Genomic DNA, 18260 nt, shown 5'->3' on the forward strand with positions numbered 1-18260 from the left:
GCCGGTGTACGCCATCGGCGTGAACCCGTGGGTCTGGGCCTCGCCGGTCGACGACGAGGCCCTGGCCGAGCTGATCCCGCGGATCGCCGCGTTCGGTTTCGAGGCGGTCGAGCTGCCGATCGAGCAACCCGGGGACTGGGACCCGGTCCGGACCCGGGACCTGCTCGCGTCGTACCGCCTCGCCCCGGCCGCCGTCTGCGCCGTCACCCCGCCGGGGCGGGAGCTGGTGGACGCCCCGGCGGCGGTCGTGGAGTCGACGGTGGCGTACCTGCGCACCTGTGTGGAGGCCGCGGCCGCCGTCGGGGCGCCCGCCGTCGGCGGCCCGGTCTACGCCTCGGTGGGTCGCACCTGGCGGATGTCGGGACCGCAGCGCTCGGCCTGCTACGCCGACTTCCGCAAGGCGCTGGCCCCGGTGGCCGACCACGCCGGCGAGCGCGGCGTCAGCATCGGGGTGGAGGCGCTCAACCGGTACGAGACGAGCGTGGTCAACACCCTGGAACAGGCGGTCGACCTGATCGACGGGCTGCCCCCGAACGTCGGTCTCATGATCGACACCTATCACCTGAACATCGAGGAGGCCGACCCGTACACGGCCCTCGCCGCGGCCGGACCGCACATCAAGCACGTCCAGGTCAGCGGCACGAACCGGGGCGCGCCCGGGGCGGACCACTTCGACTGGCGCCGGTTCTTCACCGCGCTGCGGGCCACCGGCTACCCGGGCGCGGTCTGCATCGAGTCGTTCACCGCGCAGAACGAGACCATCGCGACCGCGGCGTCGATCTGGCGGCCCCTCGCCCGGTCGCAGGATCAGCTCGCGGTGGAGGGTCTGGCGAACCTTCGGGCGGTCCTCCGGTGGATCGACCGGAACCCGGACACCTGATCGACAACAGTCGCTTGACACGGTGGCAACTTCCGCTTAACGTGAATCCACGTTAGACGTCATACGTCATACACTGCCCATCGACTCAGCTCTCCCGGCACCGACCGTCGGGCGGTTTCGCCGACCCGTCCGGCGGTCGATGCCGGGAGCCCGGGTTGGAGCGTCAATCAGTGGCCTGCCACTCGAAGCCGACCGGTCCGGGAAGGATCCGGCGCTACCGCCGATGACGAGGTGGCGATCAGCACCGCCGCGCGCCACCCACCTGGCTGACCACGGTGCCACCCCGGCCGGCGAGTCCGAGGGCCACCCCGAGTGCCCGCCAGACCGGCCTGCACCGCGATCAGCGGGATGATCTCCAACTGGCGTAACCGCAACCGTCCCGCCCGGCTGGTCCGACCACGGCCCCCGGCAACCAGGCCACGCAGCCGGCTCGCCAGCACTACCAGCGGCGCCGGGCTGCCCGGGTCCGACCCGCCAGCGCATACCCGCCAGACCACTGTTGAATCGTTCGGTTTCGTCGGACCAGCCCGGGTACGTCAAGAGGGAAGCCTACGAAGGGACATCCGATGAAGGCCGTCACGTGGCACGGTGTCGGGGACATCCGGTTCTCCGACGTGACCGACCCCAAGATCCAGGACCCGACCGACGCGATCGTGAAGGTCACCACCAGCGCGATCTGCGGCACCGACCTGCACATGATCCGGGGCACCATGCCCGGCCTGCGACCCGGCATCATCCTCGGCCACGAGGCGGTCGGCGAGATCGTCGAGGTCGGGTCCGGGGTCCGTAACCTCGTACCCGGGGACCGGGTGATCGTCCCGTCGACGATCGCCTGCGGATACTGCTCCTACTGTCGGGCCGGGTACTTCGCCCAGTGCGACAATGCCAACCCCGGCGGCCGGCGGGCCGGCACCGCGTTCTTCGGCGGGCCGGAGGCGGCCGGCGGATTCGACGGCCTGCAGGCCGAGTACGCCCGGGTGCCGTACGCCAACGTCGGCCTGGTGCCGATTCCCGCCGAGGTTACCGACTCCCAGGCGATCATGATGTCGGACATCTGGCCGACCGCCTGGTTCGGCGCCCGACTGGCCGACGTCCGTCCCGGTGAGACCGTCGCGGTGTTCGGAGCGGGACCGGTCGGCCAACTCGCCGTCCTCTCGGCCCATTTGCAGGGGGCGGGACGGGTCATCGTGGTGGACGGGCTGGAGGACCGCCTCGCCATGGCCCGCGCGCAGCACGCCGAAGTGGTGAACTTCAACGCCGAGGACCCGGTGTCCACGATCGTCGAGATGACCGGCGGCATCGGCGTCGACAAGGTCATCGACGCCGTGGGCGTCGACGCGGAACGGCCCGCCGCGGGCCCGGCCACCGAGGAGGTGGATCAGCAGGCGCAGCAGTTCGATCGTGAGGTCGAGCAGGTCGCCCCGGAGACCGACCCGGCCTGGGCGCCGGGCGACGCGCCCAGCCTGGCCGCCCAGTGGGCGGTGCGGGCGGTGGCCAAGGCGGGCACGGTCGGGATCATCGGCGTCTACCCGCAGACGGTCACCAGCTGGCCGTTCGGGGAGGCGATGATGAAGAACCTGACCATCCGCAGCGGCAACTGCCACCACCGGAAGTACATTCCTGAGCTGCTGCGGCTGGTCACCAGCGGCACTGTCGACCCGGCGCGGCTGCTGACCAGGCACGAACCGATGGGCGATGTGCTTTCGGCGTACCGCCAGTTCCAGGATCGGGACCCCGGCTGGCTGAAGGTCGCCCTCGCCACCTGAACCCCCGACCACCCCGCGCGACGGTGCCGGTGCCCGCTCTGGGCGCCGGCACCGCCCGCTGGCGTCAGCGGCTGGACCGGTGCCGGGTCGGCTGGTCGAAATGCCAGTATTACTGCTTTCTATAGCTATCTGGGATAGAACAGGAGCATGGCCGTACCGACCTGCCGGTCCCGGGCGTCACCTGTGCCGCGACGGCCGACATGAACGACACCACGCTGCCCATCAACATCGGCAGCTGGCTGCTGGCCATCAGCCCGATCGTGCTGCTGCTGGTGCTCCTGGCGGTGCTGCGCTGGAAAGCGCCCCAGGCCGGACCGGTCGGCATGTTCCTGGCCGTCCTGCTCGCCCTGGTGTTCTTCCGTACGCCGTGGCAGACGGTCGCGGTCGGTGCCGGCAAGGGGATCTGGGACGCGATCTTCATCCTGCTGGTGATCTGGCCGGCGCTGTTGCTCTACCGGATCGGCACCGCCGCCGGGGCGTTCGACGCCCTGCGTCGGGGGCTGTCCCGCTACAGCCGCAACCACGTCTTCCTGGTGCTCGCCTTCGGCTGGGTGTTCGCCTCCTTCGTGCAGGGCATCGCGGGCTTCGGCGCGCCGATCGCCATCGTCGCGCCGCTGCTGCTGGCGATCGGCGTACGGGCCGTGTACGCGGTGGCGATACCGCTGATCGGGCACGCCTGGGCGAACATGTTCGGCACGCTGGCGGTCGGCTGGCTCGCCACCCTGCAGGTGGTGGAGCTGGACGACGAGCTGACCACCGCGCTGGTCACCGCGGTGCTGCTGGCGCCGGTCACCCTGATGGCCGGGGTCACGATCGCCTGGATGGCGGGCCGCGGCGCGGCGGTCCGGCTGGCCTGGCCGCTGATCCTGATCATCTCGGCGATCCACGCCGGCCTGCAATTCGTGATCATGTACTGGGAGCCGTTGCTCTCGAACTTCCTCGCCACCACGGTGGCCCTGGTCGCCCTCTACCCGTTGTCCAGGTGGGCGCGCTACCGCGAGCCGGCGCGCGACATCCAGCGGCGGCCGGCTATGAACAAGGATGCCGGGGACGCTGCCGAAGATGATGCCGCGAAGCCGACGATGAGCCTGGCGTGGGCGATGCTGCCGTACGCCGCGCTGACCGCCGTGGCCGTGCTCACCCTGGCCATCCCGCCGGTGGAGAACCTGCTCGACCAGGTGGAGTTCGGTTTCCCGTTCCCCGACGTGACGACCGGCTACGACGTGTCGAGCGAGGGGGAGTCGCCGTACTCGCCGATCTCGCCGTTCACCCACCCGGGATTCGCGCTCATCGTCGCGACGGCGGTCACCTGGCTGGCCTTCCGGGCCCGGGGCTTCTTCGCGGCGCAGCGCGGGCGCGCCGGCGGGCAGCCGATCTGGTCCTCCCTGGCCGACAACGCGGCACCGGCGTCGGTGGCGATCCTGTCGTTCCTGGTACTCGCCGGGGTGATGGAACACTCCGGCCTGACCGACGTGCTGGCGCAGGGGATCGAGGCGGTCTCCCCGCCGCTGGTCTACGCCTTCGTGGCGAACTTCATCGGGCTCCTCGGCGCGTTCATGACCTCCAGCAACACCGCGTCCAACGTGCTGTTCAGCCAGTTGCAGCAGGGCGTGGCGAGCGGTACGGGGCTGTCCGGCAACGCCATCATCGCCGCGCAGAGCGCTGGTGGGGCGGTCGGCAACGCGATCGCCCCGGCCAACATCGTGCTCGGCACCGGCACCGCCGGCATCGTCGGCCAGGAGGGCCAGGTACTGCGCAAGACACTGCCGTGGACGCTCGCCGCGGCGGTCGTGATCGGTCTGCTGACGCTGCTGTTCGTCTGATGCCGGGAGGACGTGATGACCGAGCTCCGCTGGTTGCTGCTGGCGCTGGTGCTGTTCCTGGTGGCACTGCCGGCGCTCAGCATCGGCACCGACACCGGCACCCCGCCGGTGTGGTGGGCGGGCCTGGCGCTCGTCGGGGTCGCCGGCGCGATACCGATCGTGCTGAGGTTCGCACCCGCCGGCGACGGGAACGAGGAGGGGTGATGGGTCGGTTCCGCGAGATCTACGCCGACACCGGGGACGGAGGCGTACAACTGGGTGCCAGCGCCGACCGGTGGCACCTCTACGAAGATCATGTGCACCTCTCCCCGCACCACACCGACGGGCAGCTGGTCCGCTTCGACGCCGAGCTGCTGCCGTTCGTGGACAACCTCAACCGGGGCGCGCTCGCCGTGGTCGACATGCAGAACGACTTCTGCGCCCCAGGCGGCTGGACCTACCGCTCCGGCCTGGACTACCGGGCCTGCCGGGAAGCGATACCGGGCGTCCGGCGGGCGATCGAGGCCGCCCGCCGACACGGCATGTTCATCATCTGGATCTACTGGCACAACCGGCCCGACCTGCGCAACCTCGGTGCCCCCACGCTCTACTCCTTCAAGCACCGCCGGGACCAGCAGGGCATCGGCCAGGAACTGGACAACGGGTCCGTGCTGACCGCGGGGTCGTGGGGGGCGGAGATGGTCGACGAGCTGAAGAGCCAGATGCGCGACGACGACATCCACGTCGAGAAGGTACGGATGAGCGGTTTCTACGGCACCCACCTGGACCAGGTGTTGCGAACCCAGGGCATCCAGACCCTCTTCGTCTGCGGGGTGAACGTCGACCAGTGCGTCAGCACCACTTTGGAGGACGCCTACTTCCGGGACTACAACCCGGTGCTCATCGCCGACGCCACCGCCACCTCCAGCCCGTCGTACTGCAAGGACGCCGTGCTGTTCAACACCCGGCAGTGCTGGGGGTTCGTCACCACCACCGACCGGTTCGCCGACCCGCAGCCGTATCGACCGTCATCGGGGGGATCGACATGACCGCCCCGCACGGCCCGCGTACCGGCCGGCCGCCCACCCGCGCCGACCGCGGCGCGGTCACCTCGCCGCACACCCTGGCCAGCGAGGCCGGCCTGCACGCCCTGCGCCGCGGAGGCAGCGCGGTCGACGCCGCGATCGCCGTCAACGCGCTGCTCTGCGTCGCCTACCCGCACATGGCCGGGCTCGGCGGCGACGGCTTCTGGTTGATCGCGGAACCCGACGGCACGGTACGCGGCCTGAACGCCTCCGGCCCGTCCGCAGCCGCCGCCACCCGGGACTACTACCGGGACCGGGGACACACCGACGAGGTGCCGTCCCGGGGAGGGCTGGCCGCGCTGACCGTCCCCGGCGCCGTAGACGGCTGGCGGGTGGCCCACGAACGTTACGGAGAACTGCCCTGGCCCGACCTCTTCACCGACGCCATCCACTACGCGCGGCACGGGGTTCCGGTGTCCCGATCGCTGGCCGACTGGCTCGTCGACGACCTGGACCTGCTCACCGGCGAGGACTCCACGGCCCGGATCTTCGCACCAGACGGGCGGGCCGCCCGGGAGGGCGACCGGCTCGTCCAGCCGGACCTGGCCCGGTCACTGGCGACCATCGCCGCCGACGGTGCCCGCGACGGCTTCTACGAGGGAGACCTCGCCGAGCGGATCTGCGCCGCGCTGGCCCCTACCGGATCACCGCTGCGCGCCGACGACTTCGCCGCCTACCGGGCGCACTGGGAAGACCCGATCTGCACCGACTACCGGGGCCACACCGTCTACGAACTCCCGCCGAACACGCAGGGCTTCGCCGCCCTGCAAATCCTCAACATCATCTCCGGCTACGATGTGGCCGCCTGGGGTGACGGCACCCCCGACTACTACCACCACCTCGCGGAGGCGGTGAAACTCGCCTTCGCCGACCGCGACGAGTGGCTCACCGACAGGCACTGGGTCGACATCCCGGTCGCCCAACTGCTCGACCGGGACTACGCCGCGCGGCGGCGGGAGCTGATCCGGGGCGAGCGGGCAATGGTGATGGCCGATGTCGAGCCCGGTCTCCGGTTCGGCCCGCAGACCCGGCGCCGGGCCCCGCAGGGCGACACCTGCGCGTTCAGCGCCGTCGACGAGAACGGCCTCGTCGTCTCCACGATCCAGTCGATCTACCACGACTTCGGCAGCGCGATGGTCGCCGGGGACACCGGCATCATCCCGCAGAACCGCGGCTCGTTCTTCTCGCTCGACGACAACCACCCGAACCGGATGGAGCCGGGCAAGCGCACCTTCCACACCCTGATCCCGGGTCTCGCCTGCCGGGACGGCCGACCCTGGCTGGCGTTCGGCAGCATGGGCGGGGAGGGCCAGCCACAGACCCACGTCGCGCTCCTGACCCGCATCATCGACTTCGGGTACGACGTACAGCAGGCCATCGAGGCACCCCGTTGGCTGATGGGCCGCACCTGGGGTACCACCGCCCAGGACCTGTCCCTCGAAGGCCGCATCGGCGACGAGGTCGCCCGCGAACTGCAACGCCGCCGGCAGCCGGTGCGGATGCTGCCGAACTGGGACGACAACATGGGCCACGCCCACGCCATCCGGATCGACCACGAACGAGGACTGTTGGCGGCCGGCGCGGACCCGCGCGGCGACGGCGCCGCCCTCGGCTACTGAATGCCGGCGAGGTCCGCGGTCTCCCGCCGACGGCCTGCCACGCCTCGTCGGCTACCGGCCGGTCGACCGGTCGACCACCCCCGGTATCGACTCGCCCGCGGGGAAGGCTCCGTCAAGCAGCGCCACCCCGTCCTGCGGATGCGCGCGCTCCCGCAGGCCCGACCGAGCGCGCACCTTCTCGGCGCGGTCGACGTCCATCGCCTCGTTGCGGTGCTGCTCCAGCCCCGGGTCGCACTGCCCCTCGCGGTTGAACGACCACATCAGCACCGGCTCGCCCAGCGGCAGCGGATCGCCCGGTCCGGTGTCCAGTCGGCCGGTGTGCCAGGTGTGCCAGGTCTTGCCGTAGCTGTTCATCAGCATCGCCATCAACGCCCGCTCGGCCGGCTCCGGCAGCCCCGGCGCGATCAACGACCCGCCGAGCACCTCGAAGTTGTGCGGATGCCAGTAGCCGCGCTCGGCCGCCGGGAGGGTCCCGTACAGCCGTTCCGAGACGATGTACTCGATGCCGATCAGGTTGGCCTCGGCGGTGTTGCCGTCGAAAAGCACACACTGCAGGAAGTCGTCGTTGACCTGCCGGCAGTAGTGGTGCGCCTCCATCTGCATCGACGGATCGTCCTTGGCCGGGTGGAACCCCACCACGTACGCGTCGAAACCCTTCAGGGGCGCGGTGTCCTGTAACGCCTTGGCGCCGAGGGACAACCCCTGGTGCCACAGGCTGGTCGACTCGCCCGGCGGTCGCACCGGGCTCGGGCGCCGGTTCATCCGCGACTCCTCTACTGCTCGTCGTCGACGGCCTCGGTGCGGCCGTCCCGGGTGACGGTCGGCTCCAGGTGCTCGTCGGGCTGCGGGGCCTGCGCCAGGGTGTGGTGCGGGTCCCCGTCCGGGGAGAACAACACCTGGTCGGTCTTTGGGGTCTTCTCTTGGCTCTCGTCGGGTTCGGTCATCACGGTCTCCCCTCTCGGTGCGGGTACCTTCACGCTATGCCCGAGATCGGCCCGCCGAATCCGACTCGTGTCATCCGCCGGATTCTCGTTGGTGCTCGTCGGGGCGGGTGCCGGCCACCACGTGGACGTGACCGCCGCGCAGCACCTGATGTGACACGTCGACGGTGTCCTGTTCCAGCAGCGTCCACGGATGCCGGTGCGGGTCCGACCCGCCGGTGAAGCACGCCAGCCGGGCGGCCGCGGAGAAGACCCGCCAGCGGCCCACCGGGAGCGCCAGGTCGACGATGGCGGCCCGCCCGCCCGGGCGCAGCATCGCCACGGCCTGTGCCCAGGCCCGACGCCAGTCGTCGATCACGCTCAGCGAGTAGGTGAAGACCACCGCGTCGACCAAGCCGTACGCCCGCACCGGGGCCGGCAGGTTCGCGGCGTCGCCCGCCAGCACCGCCACGTTCGCCCATCCCGCGCGGCGGATGCGGGCGCGCGCCTGCCGCAGCATCTGCGGGCTGGCGTCGACCCCGACAACGGACCCGTCCGGACCCACGCCGGCCCGCAGAGCTGGCAGGTTGAGGCCGGTACCGCAGCCCACATCGAGGACCCGGTGACCGGGGCGCAGGCCCAGCGCCCGGATGCCCGCCAACCGCCCGGGCCGGTAGACGGGCCGCTCCAGCGACAGCACGTCGTAGTAGCGGGCGCCGCCGCTGTAACGGCGAGGTCGCCACGTCATCGGACGCCCTCCGGGCACCGTCCGAGCCGGGGGGTCCGTGTCGTGCTCACCGCCGAATCATCCCGCAGCCGGCCGTCCGGGGCTCGACCAATGGTCGGGTAGCCGGCCAGAATGACAGTCGAGAGCGGCGCTGGCGATCGACGGAGCGGTGGGCTGACCCGTGGATGAGACACCCTTCGCGTTGGCGGTGGCCGCCGGGATGCTCGCGGTGGTCAACCCGTGCGGATTCGCGCTGCTGCCGGCGTACCTGTCGTTCCTGGTCGTCGGTGACGGTAGTGCCGGACGGGGGGCGGCAGTGCTGCGCGCACTGGTCACCACGGCGGCGATGACCGTGGGATTCGTCGCCGTGTTCGGGGTTTTCGGCCTGCTGGTGGCGCCGGCCGGCGGCGCCATCCAGCGGCACCTGCCGTGGGTGACCGTCGTCATGGGCGTCCTGCTGCTCGGCCTCGGTGGCTGGCTGCTGGCCGGTCGGACCCTGCCCGGCCTGGGCCTGGCGGCCGGTCGGGGGCCGGCGGTGACCCGGTCACTGCCGTCGATGGCCGGCTTCGGCGCGGCGTACGCGGTGGCGTCCCTGTCCTGCACCGTCGGGCCGTTCCTGGCCATCGTGGTGACCACCTTCCGGGCCGGTTCCGTCGCCGCCGGCGCCGGGCTGTTCGTGGCGTACGCGGCGGGCATGGGGTTGACCGTGGCGGTCGCGGCGGTGGCGGTCGCGCTGGCCCGGGACGGCCTGATCCGCCGGATCAGGCGGGCCGCCCCGCTGCTGTCCCGGGCCGGCGGCCTCCTGCTGGTGGTCGCCGGCGGCTACGTGGCCTGGTACGGCTGGTACGAGATCCGGGTGTTGCGGGGCGCGGTCTCCGGTGACGTGATCGTGGACGGCGCGGCCGTGGTGCAGCATCGGCTGGCCGACGCGCTGTCCCGGACCGGCGCGGCCTTCCTGGCGGCGGTGCTGGTCGGGCTGCTCGCCGTGGCCGGCGTGCTCTGGTGGTGGCGACGTCCGGGCCGCCGGTTCCCGGTTCGCGCCGGCGGCCGGCCGCCGGCTGCCGATGACCGGACCCAGGTCCCGGCCCGCCGCTCGGAACCGTAGGGCCCGGTGGGCCGTCGCGGTGGGCGGGCTACGGGGTGACGACGCTGAGGTGGCTGGCCGGCAGGTGAAGGGCGGTCCGGTCGCCGGGGCGCAGCGGCGTCGCCGGTCCGGCGGTGAGGTGCAGGGTGAGACCCGAGCTGGTGGCCTGGACGTCGAGGTGGGTGCCGCGGTCGGTGACGGCGGTGATGGTCGCCGGTATGACGTTCTGGCCGGCGGGTTCGCCGACCATGACGGCCTCCGGCCGGATGAGCAGCAGCCCGGGTCCCCGGTGGTCGGTGTCGAGGTGCAGGCTGCCGAGGGGGCAGTCGAAGCGGCCGGGGTGAGCGGTGCCGGGGATGGCGTTGGCGGCGCCGCCGAGGAACCGGGCGACGGCGAGGGTGGCGGGTCGGCGGAACAGGTCGGCGGGTGGGGCGTGCTGGCCGACGCGGCCGTCGAGGAGGACGGCGACGTGGTCGGCGACGTCGGTGGCCTCGTCCCGGTCGTGGGTGACGAACAGGGTGGTGGTGCCCTCCCGACGGTGCAGGTCGGCGAGCAGGGCGCGCATGTCGCCGCGCAGCTGCGGGTCGAGGGCGCTGAACGGTTCGTCCAGCAGCAGCACGGCGGGTCGGGCGGCCAGGGCGCGGGCGAGGGCGACGCGCTGCTGCTGGCCGCCGGAGAGTTCGGTGCTGCGCCGGGCGCCGTAGCCGGGTAGCGCGACGGCGTCGAGCAGGTCGGCGACCCGCCGCCGGATGACGGCCCGGTCGGTGCCGCGCATACGCAGGCCGAAGGCGATGTTCTCGGCGACGGTGAGGTGCGGGAAGAGCAGCGGCCGTTGGAAGACGACGCCGAGGTCGCGGTCGTGTGGCGGCTGCCGTAGCACGCTGTGGTTGGCGAGCCGGACGTCGCCGCCGGTGGGTGCCGTCAGCCCGGCGACGATCGCCAGCAGGGTGGACTTGCCGCTGCCGGAGGGGCCGAGGATGGCGGTGCGGGTGCCGGCCGGCACGTGCAGGGTCACCCGGCGCAGCGTCGGCGCGGCGGCGCCGGGGTAGGTGTGGTCGAGGTCGGCGACGACGACGTCGGCGGTCATCGGCCGACGCCGAGCAGGGCGGTGTCGCGGCCGGCGAGCTGCCGGGCCGCGAGGGCGGTGAGCAGCAGGGGCGGGGCGATGGCGACCAGCGCGATGGCGGCGGTGGCGGCCTGGTTGCCGCTGCCGGCGGCGGTGGCGAACAGCAGCAGCGGCACGGTGCTGACGACGCCGCCGCCGATGAGCAGGGTCAGCAGGTAGTCGCTCCAGGAGATGAGGAAGGCGAACATGGCGGCGACGGTCAGGCCGCCGCGTAGCTGGGGAAGGCTGATCTCGCGGAACGCCCGCCACGGACCGGCGCCGAGGGTGCGGGCCTGCCGCTCCAGGGCGGGGTCGACGCCGGCCCACACGCCGGACATGAGCAGGGTGGCGTAGGCGGTGGCGGCGGGGAGTTGGGCCAGCACCACGCCGGTGACGGAGTCGGCGAGCCCGGCGCGCAGGTAGACGACCTGCGCGCCCATGGCGACGGCGAACGGTGGCACCAGGACCGGGACGAGCAGGATCAGTTCGATCAGCCGCCGGCCCGGCAGCCGGTACCAGGCCAGCGCACGACCGGCGGCGGCGCCGAGGGCGGTGGCGAGGGCGGCGACGGCGGCGCCGATGCCGACGGAGGTGGCGACGGCCTCGGCGAGGCGGGACTGCGGGCCGAGGGCCTGCCGCCAGCCGGTCAGGGACCAGCGGGCCGGCCACAGGTCCGGGTAGAACCACCGGTCGGTGAAGGCCTGCACGGCCAGCGGCAGCAGCGGTCCCGCGACCCACAGGGCGGCGAGGACCAGCACCGTGGGGCGGGCCAGCGCCGCGCCGAGCGGCCGGCCCGTCACCGCCGCGCTCCGGCCACCCGACCCGCCGCCCGCCGGCTGGCCCAGGTGTAGGCGAGTGCCGCCGCGACCGCGATGGCCGCGATGAGCAGCGCGACGGCGACGCCCTCGGCGCGGCCGGACAGCTCGGCCGCGGTGAACCGCTGGTAGGCCAGCACCGGTAGCGGTTGCGGGTAGGCGCGGCCGAGCAGGGCGGGCACCTCGTACGCGCCGAGGGTGAACGCGAAGATCAGCACCGCAACGGCCAGGATGGACGGGGCGATCAGCGGCAGGGTCACGTGCCGCAGCACCTGCCGGGGACGGGCGCCCAGGGTGGCGGCGACCCGTTCGTGTTCGGTGACCGGTCCGCCGAGCGCGGCGAGGACGACGATCAGCACGAACGGGGCCTCCTTCCACACGTACTCGACGATCACGGCGACCGCGTGCGGGTCGGCGACCAGGGCGGGCAACGCGAGGCCCACCGCGTGCGCGGTCCGGGCCAGCAGGCCGGAGTCGGCCAGCAGCAGCCCGATCGCGATCGCCCCGATCAGGTGCGGCACGGGCAGCCCGAGCTGGGCCAGGAAGGTCGCCGTGCGCCGGCCACGGGTGGTGCGGCGCAGCGTCAGGGCGGCGGCGACGCCGATGACGACGGCCAGGGCGGTGGCGACCCCCGAGATCCACAGGCTCAGCAGCAGCCCGTCGGTGAACGCCGGCCCGGCGGTCACCCGCCGGTACGCGGCCAGGCCCGGTGGGGTGTCGGTGAACCCGGCCAGACCGAGGCTCTGCGCGAACCCGTAGCCGAGGCCGCCGCCGAAGAGCAGCACGACGGCGGCCAGCGCGGGCAGGATCAACAGCAGCCCGGTACGGCGGTGGTTCACAACTGCAGCACCTCCCGCCGCCAGCCCTCCTCCAGCGGGGGCAGCCAGTCCGCGCGCAGCTCGGGCTGGCTGTTGCGGGACAGCTGGTCGTAGGGCGGGACCTGGGCGGAAGTCGGCAGGGCGGCGAAGCGGTCCCGCCACTCGGCGTCGAGCCGGTCGAGGTCGATCGCCGGGTACTGGCCCCATCCGCCGGGCCTGGCCTTCTCGTACTGCAACTCGGGCGACAGCATCAGGTCGGCCAGGGCGAGGGCGGCGGAGCGGTTGGCGGCGTTGGCGGGTACGGCCAGATAGTTGGTGTTGCCGATGGTGCCCTCGTCGAGCAGCAGGGTGCGGGTGGTGGCCGGGAACTGGCCGCGGTCGACCAGGCTGGTGACCTGCGCCGGGCCGTAGGTCATGGTGAAGTCGACCTGCCGGTTGGCGTACAGGTCGTTGAGTTCCTTCTCGTTGGCCGGGTACGTCTCGCCCTTGCGCCACAGGGCGGGCCGCAGGTCGCGCAGGGTCTGCCACAGCGGCGGGGTGAGCCGGTCGTAGGCGGCCTGGTCGAAGCCGTCCGGCACCTGGGCACGTCCGCCGGCCTGCGCGTAGAGGGCGTGCCGGACGAACACCGAGCCGGTGAAGTCCGGCGGGGCGGGGTAGGTGAACCGGCCGGGGTGGGTGCGGACCCAGTCCAGCAGGCCGGCGAGGCTGGCCGGCGGGTCGCTGACCCGGGCGGAGTCGTAGACGAACGCGAACTGGGCGCGGCTCCACGGCACCTCGCAGCCCTCGACGGGGGTGCCGAAGTCGTTGGCGACCGCCGGATCGGACCAGTCCACGTAGCGCATGTTCGGCAGCAGCTCGACCAGTCCGCACTGCCACAGCCCGGCCTGCTTGCCGGTGCGGAAGTTCTCCCCGTTGATCCACACCAGATCCACCGACCCGCCGGAGTTGCGGCCGGCCTGCTTCTCACCGAGCACCTTGTTGACCGCCAGGGCGGTGTCGGTGACCGGCACCCGGTTGATCCGCACGTCGAGCCGGTCCCGGGCGGCCGGGGCGACGACCTCGTCGAGGTAGCGGTTGGCGCCGTCGTCCCCGCCGTACATGAACAGGTTCACCGTCTGCCCGCGGGCCTCGCGCTGCACCTGCGCGAAGTCGCCCGGTGCGGGGTCGGCGTCGCCGGCGTCGGCGGTGCAGGCGGCGGCGAGCAGGCCGGCGGCGGTCAGCGCCGCCAGCGTACGCCCGGGTCGTCGGTTCATCGGGTGCGCCTCCGGGTGGGTTCGGACAGGGTACGGACGGCGTGCGCGACGCGCTGCCCGGCGGTGACCGCCACGACCGCGGCCCACCCCCAGGCGATCGGACCGGCGACGCCGGGCAGCAGGCAGAACAGGCTGTGTACGGCGATCGTCTCGGCGCCCTCGGCCAGCCCGCCGAGGAAGTGCAGGGACCGTTCATCGCCGCGTTCGCGACCCTGCCGCTCGGCAATGGACGAGTACGCCAGCAGCGCGGCCCCGTTGACGTAGTAGGTCACCAGCAGCACCAGGAACGGGGTGGCGGGTCCGTCGACGCCGACGGCGACCCCGGCGACGAACGCCCCGTACACGGTGAAGTCCGCGACGATGTCGAGGAACCCGCCCAACGGGGAGGCGCTGCCGCGCCGCCTGGCCAGCGGCCCGTCGAGGCCGTCGGCGAGCCGGGACACCAGCCACGCCACCAGCGCCGGCCACCACCAGCCGGCCGCCGCGGCGGCGCTCGCGGCCAGGCCCAGCGCCAGGCCGGCGGCGGTCAGCCGGCCGGGCGACACCCACGGCCGGTCGACGGCGGCGGCGAGGCGGTCCAGCGTCCCGGCGACAACCGGGCGCAGCTGCGCGTCGATCACCCGGCGGCCACCTTCGCCGCGCGGCGGCGGGCCTGTCGAGCGGCCAGCAACCCGGTCACGGTGAGGACGCCCAGCCCGGTCAGGGCGATGAGGAACTGCGGCGACGTGGGGTCGGTGAGCGAGCCACCGACCGCGGTGTAGGCGACGATTCCGGGTGTCATCCCGATCGCCGAGCCGAGCGTGTAGTCGCGTAGCCGCACGGCGGTCACGCCGGAGCCGTAGTTGAGCAGCGCGAACGGCACCAGCGGGGCGAGTCGTAGCCCGACGATCGCGACCAGTCCACGCCGGGCGAGGAAGCCGTCCAGCCGGTCCAGCCGGCCGCCGACCAGGCGTTCCACCGCCGGCCGGCCCAGCCACCGGCCGAGCAGGAACGACGCCACCGCACCGACGGTCGCTCCGGCCAGCACCACCACCGACCCGCCGACCACCCCGAACAGCGCGCCCGCCGCCGCGGTCAACAGCACGCCGGGCACCAGCAGCACGGTGCCGACCGCGTAGCCGGCGGCGAACAGCACCGGACCCCACACCCCGGCGTCGGCGACCCGGCCGCGCAGGGCGTCCACGTCCGGGGTGCCCCGCGTGGCGAGCAGCGTCGCCGCTCCGGCCAGGAACATCACCAGCACCGCCAGCCTCGGCCACGGCGAGGCGACGATCCGCACCAGCCGGGACACCGCCGCGGGGGGCGTCTCGTTCCGGTTCACCGGCCGTCCCCCCGGACCGGGTGCAGGGCACGACGCAGCCCGCGCAGTGCGGCGACGGCCCGCGCCGGCAGTGGCGCGGCGAGGTCCGCGCGGACCTGGGCGAGGGTGGCGTTCCACGGCCCGTCGGCGTACGTCGGGTAGGCGTGCACGGTGCCGGCGACGTCGCGGACCTTCGCGCCGCGGCGGATCGCGGCGGCCAGCTCGGCGATCGACTCGCCGGCCCGGGGCGACACGACGGTGGCCCCGAGTAGCCGGCCGCCGGGGCCGATCACCAGGTGGGTGAACCCGTCGGGGCGGCCGTCGGTGACCGCCCGGTCGACGTGCTCGTGCGTCAGTCGCCGCGCGTGGACCCGGTCGCCGTGTCGACGGCGGGCCTGGGCGAGGGTCGCCCCGACGTGTGCCACCTCCGGATCGGTGAAGGTCACCCACGGCACGGCCCGGTAGTCGACGCGGCGGCGCAGCCCGAGCAGCGCGTTGGTGGCGGCGTAGCCGCCCTGTACCCCGGCCACGTGGGTGAACGGCAGCTTCCCGGTGACGTCACCGGCGGCGAAGATCCGCCGGTTGCTGGTCCGCAGCCGGTCGTCGATCACCACGTGTCCCCGCTCGTCGCAGCGCACCCCGGCGGCGGCCAGGCCCAATTCGTGCGTACGGGGCCGGCGGCCGGTGGCGACCAGGATCCGGTCGACCGCGATGCTGTCCCCACCCCTCAGGTGTAGCGCGCCGCCGTCGACCCGGTCCACACCCGTCCCGGTCAGCACCCTCACCCCCTCGGCGCGCAGCCGCTCGGCGATCAGGGAGCTGACCTCGGGTTCCTCCTTGCTCAATAGCCGGTCGGCCAGTTCGACGATGGTCACCTCGACGTCGAGTCGGGCCAGGGCCTGGGCCAGTTCGCAGCCGACCGGGCCACCACCGAGCACCGCCACCCGCCGGGGCAGCGACGCCAGGTCCCACAGCGTCTCGGTGGTCAGCGGGTCGGCGTCGACCAGGCCGGGCACCGCCGGCACGGCCGGCGCCGAGCCGGTGGCGATCAGCGCCCACCGGAACCGCACCGCCCACCCGCCCCCGGCGCCGGTCACCCGCAGGGTCGACGGGCCGGTGAACTCGGCCCGCCCGGTCACCACCCGGGCGCCGTCGGCGGCGATCGCGGCCGGGGAGTCGACCGGCTCGATCCGGGCGATCGCCGCCCGCACGTACGCCAGCACGGCGGCGTCGTCGACCCGTGGCGCGCCGGTGTGCACCCCGTGCCGGGCGGCGGTGCGGACGGTGTGTGCGGTGTGCGCGGCGGCGATCAGCGACTTGCTCGGCACGCATCCGGTCCACAGGCAGTCACCCCCGGTTCGTTCGGACTCGACCAGCAGCACCCGCGCACCGAACCGGCCGGCGGTCTTGGCCGCCACGATCCCCGCGGTGCCGCCGCCGATGATCGCCAGATCGCACTCGTCCACGCACGTCCCTTCCTCGTCGTCGACGCCACCCGTACGGTCAGGCTGTCCGATCGGGCCTGGTGTCACGCCAGCGGAGTCATTCTGTCCCGGACCGGCACGCCTCGGACCCGATCGGATGTGCCGGGCGCTTAAGGTTCAGTGCGGGAGGCGAGCGATGGGTGCCGCGGTCGACAGGCGGAGCAGCGGCGAGCGCCGCTGGTGGCGGGCGCTGCGCCGGTGGGAGCGGGCCACCCGACCGGTCGACCCCGAACTGGCCGCCGCGCTCGCCCGCCGGTGGGCAGAACTGCCCGAACGGGCGCGTACCCCGGCCCAACTGCTCGGCCGCAACGCGGTCGGCTGCGAGGGCACCCACGGCGTCTTCCCCCGCTGCAACCTGACCTGCACCCCCTGCTACCACTCCGCCGACGCCAACAAGGTCCGCGTCGACGGCGCCCATACCGTGGCCGAGGTCCGCCGGCAGCTGGCCTACCTGCGGCGGGTACGCGGACCCCGGGGCCACGCCCAGCTCATCGGCGGCGAGGTCAGCCTCCTGCCGCCCGACGACCACGCCGCCGCGCTGCAGGTGATGCGGGAGTACGGCCGGGAGCCGATGAGCATGACCCACGGCGACTTCGACTACGACTACCTGCGCGCCGTCGCGCTCGGCCCGGACGGCCGGCCGCGGCTGCGGCGGCTGTCGTTCGCCGCGCACATCGACTCCCTCATGCGCGGCCGGCGCGCGGCGCCCCGACCCCGCACCGAGGCCGAGCTCGCGCCGGCGCGCCGCGAGTTCGCCGCCATGTTCCGCCGACTGCGCCGCGAACATGGGGTGCGCTCCTACCTGGCCCACAACATGACCGTCACCCCGCGCAACGTCGGCCAGCTCGCCGAGGTGATCCGCGAAACCCGGACCATGGGCTACGCCATGATGTCCTTCCAACCCGCCGCCGCCGTCGGCGACGAACGTCGCTGGAAGGAGAACTACCGGGCGCTCACCGGCGACCAGGTGTGGACCGAGATCGAACGCGGCGCCGGCACCCGACTGCCGTGGCGGGCGCTGCAGATGGGCGACGAACGCTGCAACCGTACCGCCTTCGGCTTCTACCTCGGCGACCGCTGGTTTCCCCTGATCGACGACCGGCGTCCGGTCGACCTCGCCGCCCGCGACGCGTTCCTGCGCCACCTCGGCGGCGTCAACGTCGGCGGGACCCCGCCCCGGCTGCTGGCCGTCCGACTGCTGCGCGCCCTCGTCTCCCACCCCGCCGCGACCTGGACCGGGCTGCGCTGGGCGGCCGGACTGGCCCGCCGGACGGGCTTCCGGCTGCTCACCCACCGGATCCGCCCGATGACCTTCGTGATGCACAGCTTCATCCACGCCGACCGGGTCCGCCCCGCCTGGACCCTGTTGGAGCAGGGTGTCCGCAGCGACGACCCCGAGACGCGGGGCGTTCAGGAGCGGCTGCTGGCCTGCTCCTACGCCATGGCCCACCCGGACCAGGACCGTCTCGTCCCCGCCTGCGTGCAGCACGCCGTCCTCGACCCTGGTGCGAATGCCGCGCTGCGCCGGCTGCTGCCCCTGTCGTGCCGCCCGGTTAGAACCGAAACGAGCGGGTAAGCCGGCCGACGTCGCAGCCACGGAGG

18 protein-coding genes are annotated in these 18260 nt (G+C 73.3%); 8 read left to right on the plus strand and 10 right to left on the minus strand.

Features of this window, described 5'->3' with window-relative positions; genetic code table 11:
* Nucleotides 1-4: 4 nt before the first annotated feature.
* The 6 genes from O7627_RS02795 to ggt all read left to right on the plus strand — a co-directional run bounded on the left by O7627_RS02795 (nt 5) and on the right by ggt (nt 7152).
* Nucleotides 5-880: a sugar phosphate isomerase/epimerase family protein gene (locus O7627_RS02795; RefSeq protein ID WP_278091936.1), complete on the plus strand. Its 876-nt coding sequence runs from the start codon at nt 5-7 to the stop codon at nt 878-880.
* Nucleotides 881-1446: 566 nt separating this feature from the next.
* Nucleotides 1447-2646 (plus strand): zinc-dependent alcohol dehydrogenase, encoded by a 1200-nt coding sequence (locus O7627_RS02800; protein ID WP_278091937.1) that lies wholly within the window; start codon nt 1447-1449, stop codon nt 2644-2646.
* Nucleotides 2647-2846: 200 nt separating this feature from the next.
* A complete protein-coding gene (locus tag O7627_RS02805; RefSeq protein WP_278091938.1) occupies nt 2847-4469 on the plus strand; it encodes an L-lactate permease in 1623 nt (540 codons plus the stop codon).
* Between the two features lie 15 nt (nt 4470-4484).
* Complete coding sequence (locus O7627_RS02810) at nt 4485-4673, plus strand: hypothetical protein (RefSeq protein WP_278091939.1); 189 nt, start codon at nt 4485-4487, stop codon at nt 4671-4673.
* Nucleotides 4673-5497, plus strand: a complete 825-nt coding sequence (locus tag O7627_RS02815) for an isochorismatase family cysteine hydrolase (protein ID WP_278091940.1) — start codon at nt 4673-4675, stop codon at nt 5495-5497. The genes O7627_RS02810 and O7627_RS02815 overlap by 1 nt, the downstream gene beginning before the upstream one ends.
* Nucleotides 5494-7152 (plus strand): gamma-glutamyltransferase, encoded by a 1659-nt coding sequence (gene ggt / locus O7627_RS02820; protein ID WP_278091941.1) that lies wholly within the window; start codon nt 5494-5496, stop codon nt 7150-7152. The genes O7627_RS02815 and ggt overlap by 4 nt, the downstream gene beginning before the upstream one ends.
* Before the next feature lie 51 nt (nt 7153-7203).
* On the opposite strand, the gene O7627_RS02825 is transcribed toward ggt, so the two are convergent.
* From O7627_RS02825 to O7627_RS02835, 3 genes are all read right to left on the minus strand, one after another.
* The gene (locus tag O7627_RS02825; protein WP_278091942.1) at nt 7204-7914 is read right to left on the minus strand and encodes an OBAP family protein; all 711 of its coding nucleotides are present in this window, start codon (nt 7912-7914) and stop codon (nt 7204-7206) included.
* Between the two features lie 11 nt (nt 7915-7925).
* Nucleotides 7926-8096, minus strand: a complete 171-nt coding sequence (locus O7627_RS02830) for a hypothetical protein (protein WP_278091943.1) — start codon at nt 8094-8096, stop codon at nt 7926-7928.
* Nucleotides 8097-8166: 70 nt separating this feature from the next.
* Nucleotides 8167-8820, minus strand: coding sequence for a methyltransferase domain-containing protein (locus O7627_RS02835; protein ID WP_278091944.1), 654 nt, complete (start codon nt 8818-8820; stop codon nt 8167-8169).
* A gap of 160 nt (nt 8821-8980) precedes the next feature.
* On the opposite strand from O7627_RS02835, the gene O7627_RS02840 reads away from it, so the two are divergent.
* Complete coding sequence (locus O7627_RS02840) at nt 8981-9904, plus strand: cytochrome c biogenesis protein CcdA (protein ID WP_278091945.1); 924 nt, start codon at nt 8981-8983, stop codon at nt 9902-9904.
* Nucleotides 9905-9932: 28 nt separating this feature from the next.
* On the opposite strand, the gene O7627_RS02845 is transcribed toward O7627_RS02840, so the two are convergent.
* The 7 genes from O7627_RS02845 to O7627_RS02875 are packed head-to-tail and all read right to left on the minus strand — an operon-like array spanning nt 9933 to nt 16640.
* A complete protein-coding gene (locus tag O7627_RS02845; RefSeq protein ID WP_278091946.1) occupies nt 9933-10970 on the minus strand; it encodes an ABC transporter ATP-binding protein in 1038 nt (345 codons plus the stop codon).
* A complete protein-coding gene (locus tag O7627_RS02850; protein ID WP_278091947.1) occupies nt 10967-11788 on the minus strand; it encodes an ABC transporter permease subunit in 822 nt (273 codons plus the stop codon). Before O7627_RS02850 ends, O7627_RS02845 begins: the two co-directional genes overlap by 4 nt.
* Nucleotides 11785-12642: an ABC transporter permease subunit gene (locus O7627_RS02855; protein WP_278091948.1), complete on the minus strand. Its 858-nt coding sequence runs from the start codon at nt 12640-12642 to the stop codon at nt 11785-11787. Before O7627_RS02855 ends, O7627_RS02850 begins: the two co-directional genes overlap by 4 nt.
* Nucleotides 12639-13850 (minus strand): ABC transporter substrate-binding protein, encoded by a 1212-nt coding sequence (locus tag O7627_RS02860; protein WP_278098128.1) that lies wholly within the window; start codon nt 13848-13850, stop codon nt 12639-12641. The genes O7627_RS02855 and O7627_RS02860 overlap by 4 nt, the downstream gene beginning before the upstream one ends.
* Nucleotides 13851-13870: 20 nt before the next feature.
* Entirely contained in the window at nt 13871-14494 is a 624-nt protein-coding gene (locus O7627_RS02865) for a CDP-alcohol phosphatidyltransferase family protein (protein ID WP_278091949.1), read from the minus strand.
* On the minus strand, nt 14491-15195 hold the full coding sequence (locus O7627_RS02870) for a TVP38/TMEM64 family protein (protein ID WP_278091950.1): 705 nt from the start codon (nt 15193-15195) through the stop codon (nt 14491-14493). The genes O7627_RS02865 and O7627_RS02870 overlap by 4 nt, the downstream gene beginning before the upstream one ends.
* Nucleotides 15192-16640: an FAD-dependent oxidoreductase gene (locus O7627_RS02875; RefSeq protein ID WP_278091951.1), complete on the minus strand. Its 1449-nt coding sequence runs from the start codon at nt 16638-16640 to the stop codon at nt 15192-15194. The genes O7627_RS02870 and O7627_RS02875 overlap by 4 nt, the downstream gene beginning before the upstream one ends.
* Nucleotides 16641-16794: 154 nt before the next feature.
* Here O7627_RS02875 and O7627_RS02880 point away from each other — a divergent pair, with 154 nt between their 5' ends.
* Nucleotides 16795-18234 carry a hypothetical protein gene (locus O7627_RS02880; protein WP_278091952.1) on the plus strand — a complete coding sequence of 480 codons (1440 nt, stop codon included), beginning with the start codon at nt 16795-16797 and terminating at the stop codon, nt 18232-18234.
* Nucleotides 18235-18260 lie beyond the last annotated feature (26 nt).

The sequence above is a fragment of the Solwaraspora sp. WMMD1047 genome (genome assembly GCF_029626155.1).
GTDB lineage: Bacteria > Actinomycetota > Actinomycetes > Mycobacteriales > Micromonosporaceae > WMMD1047.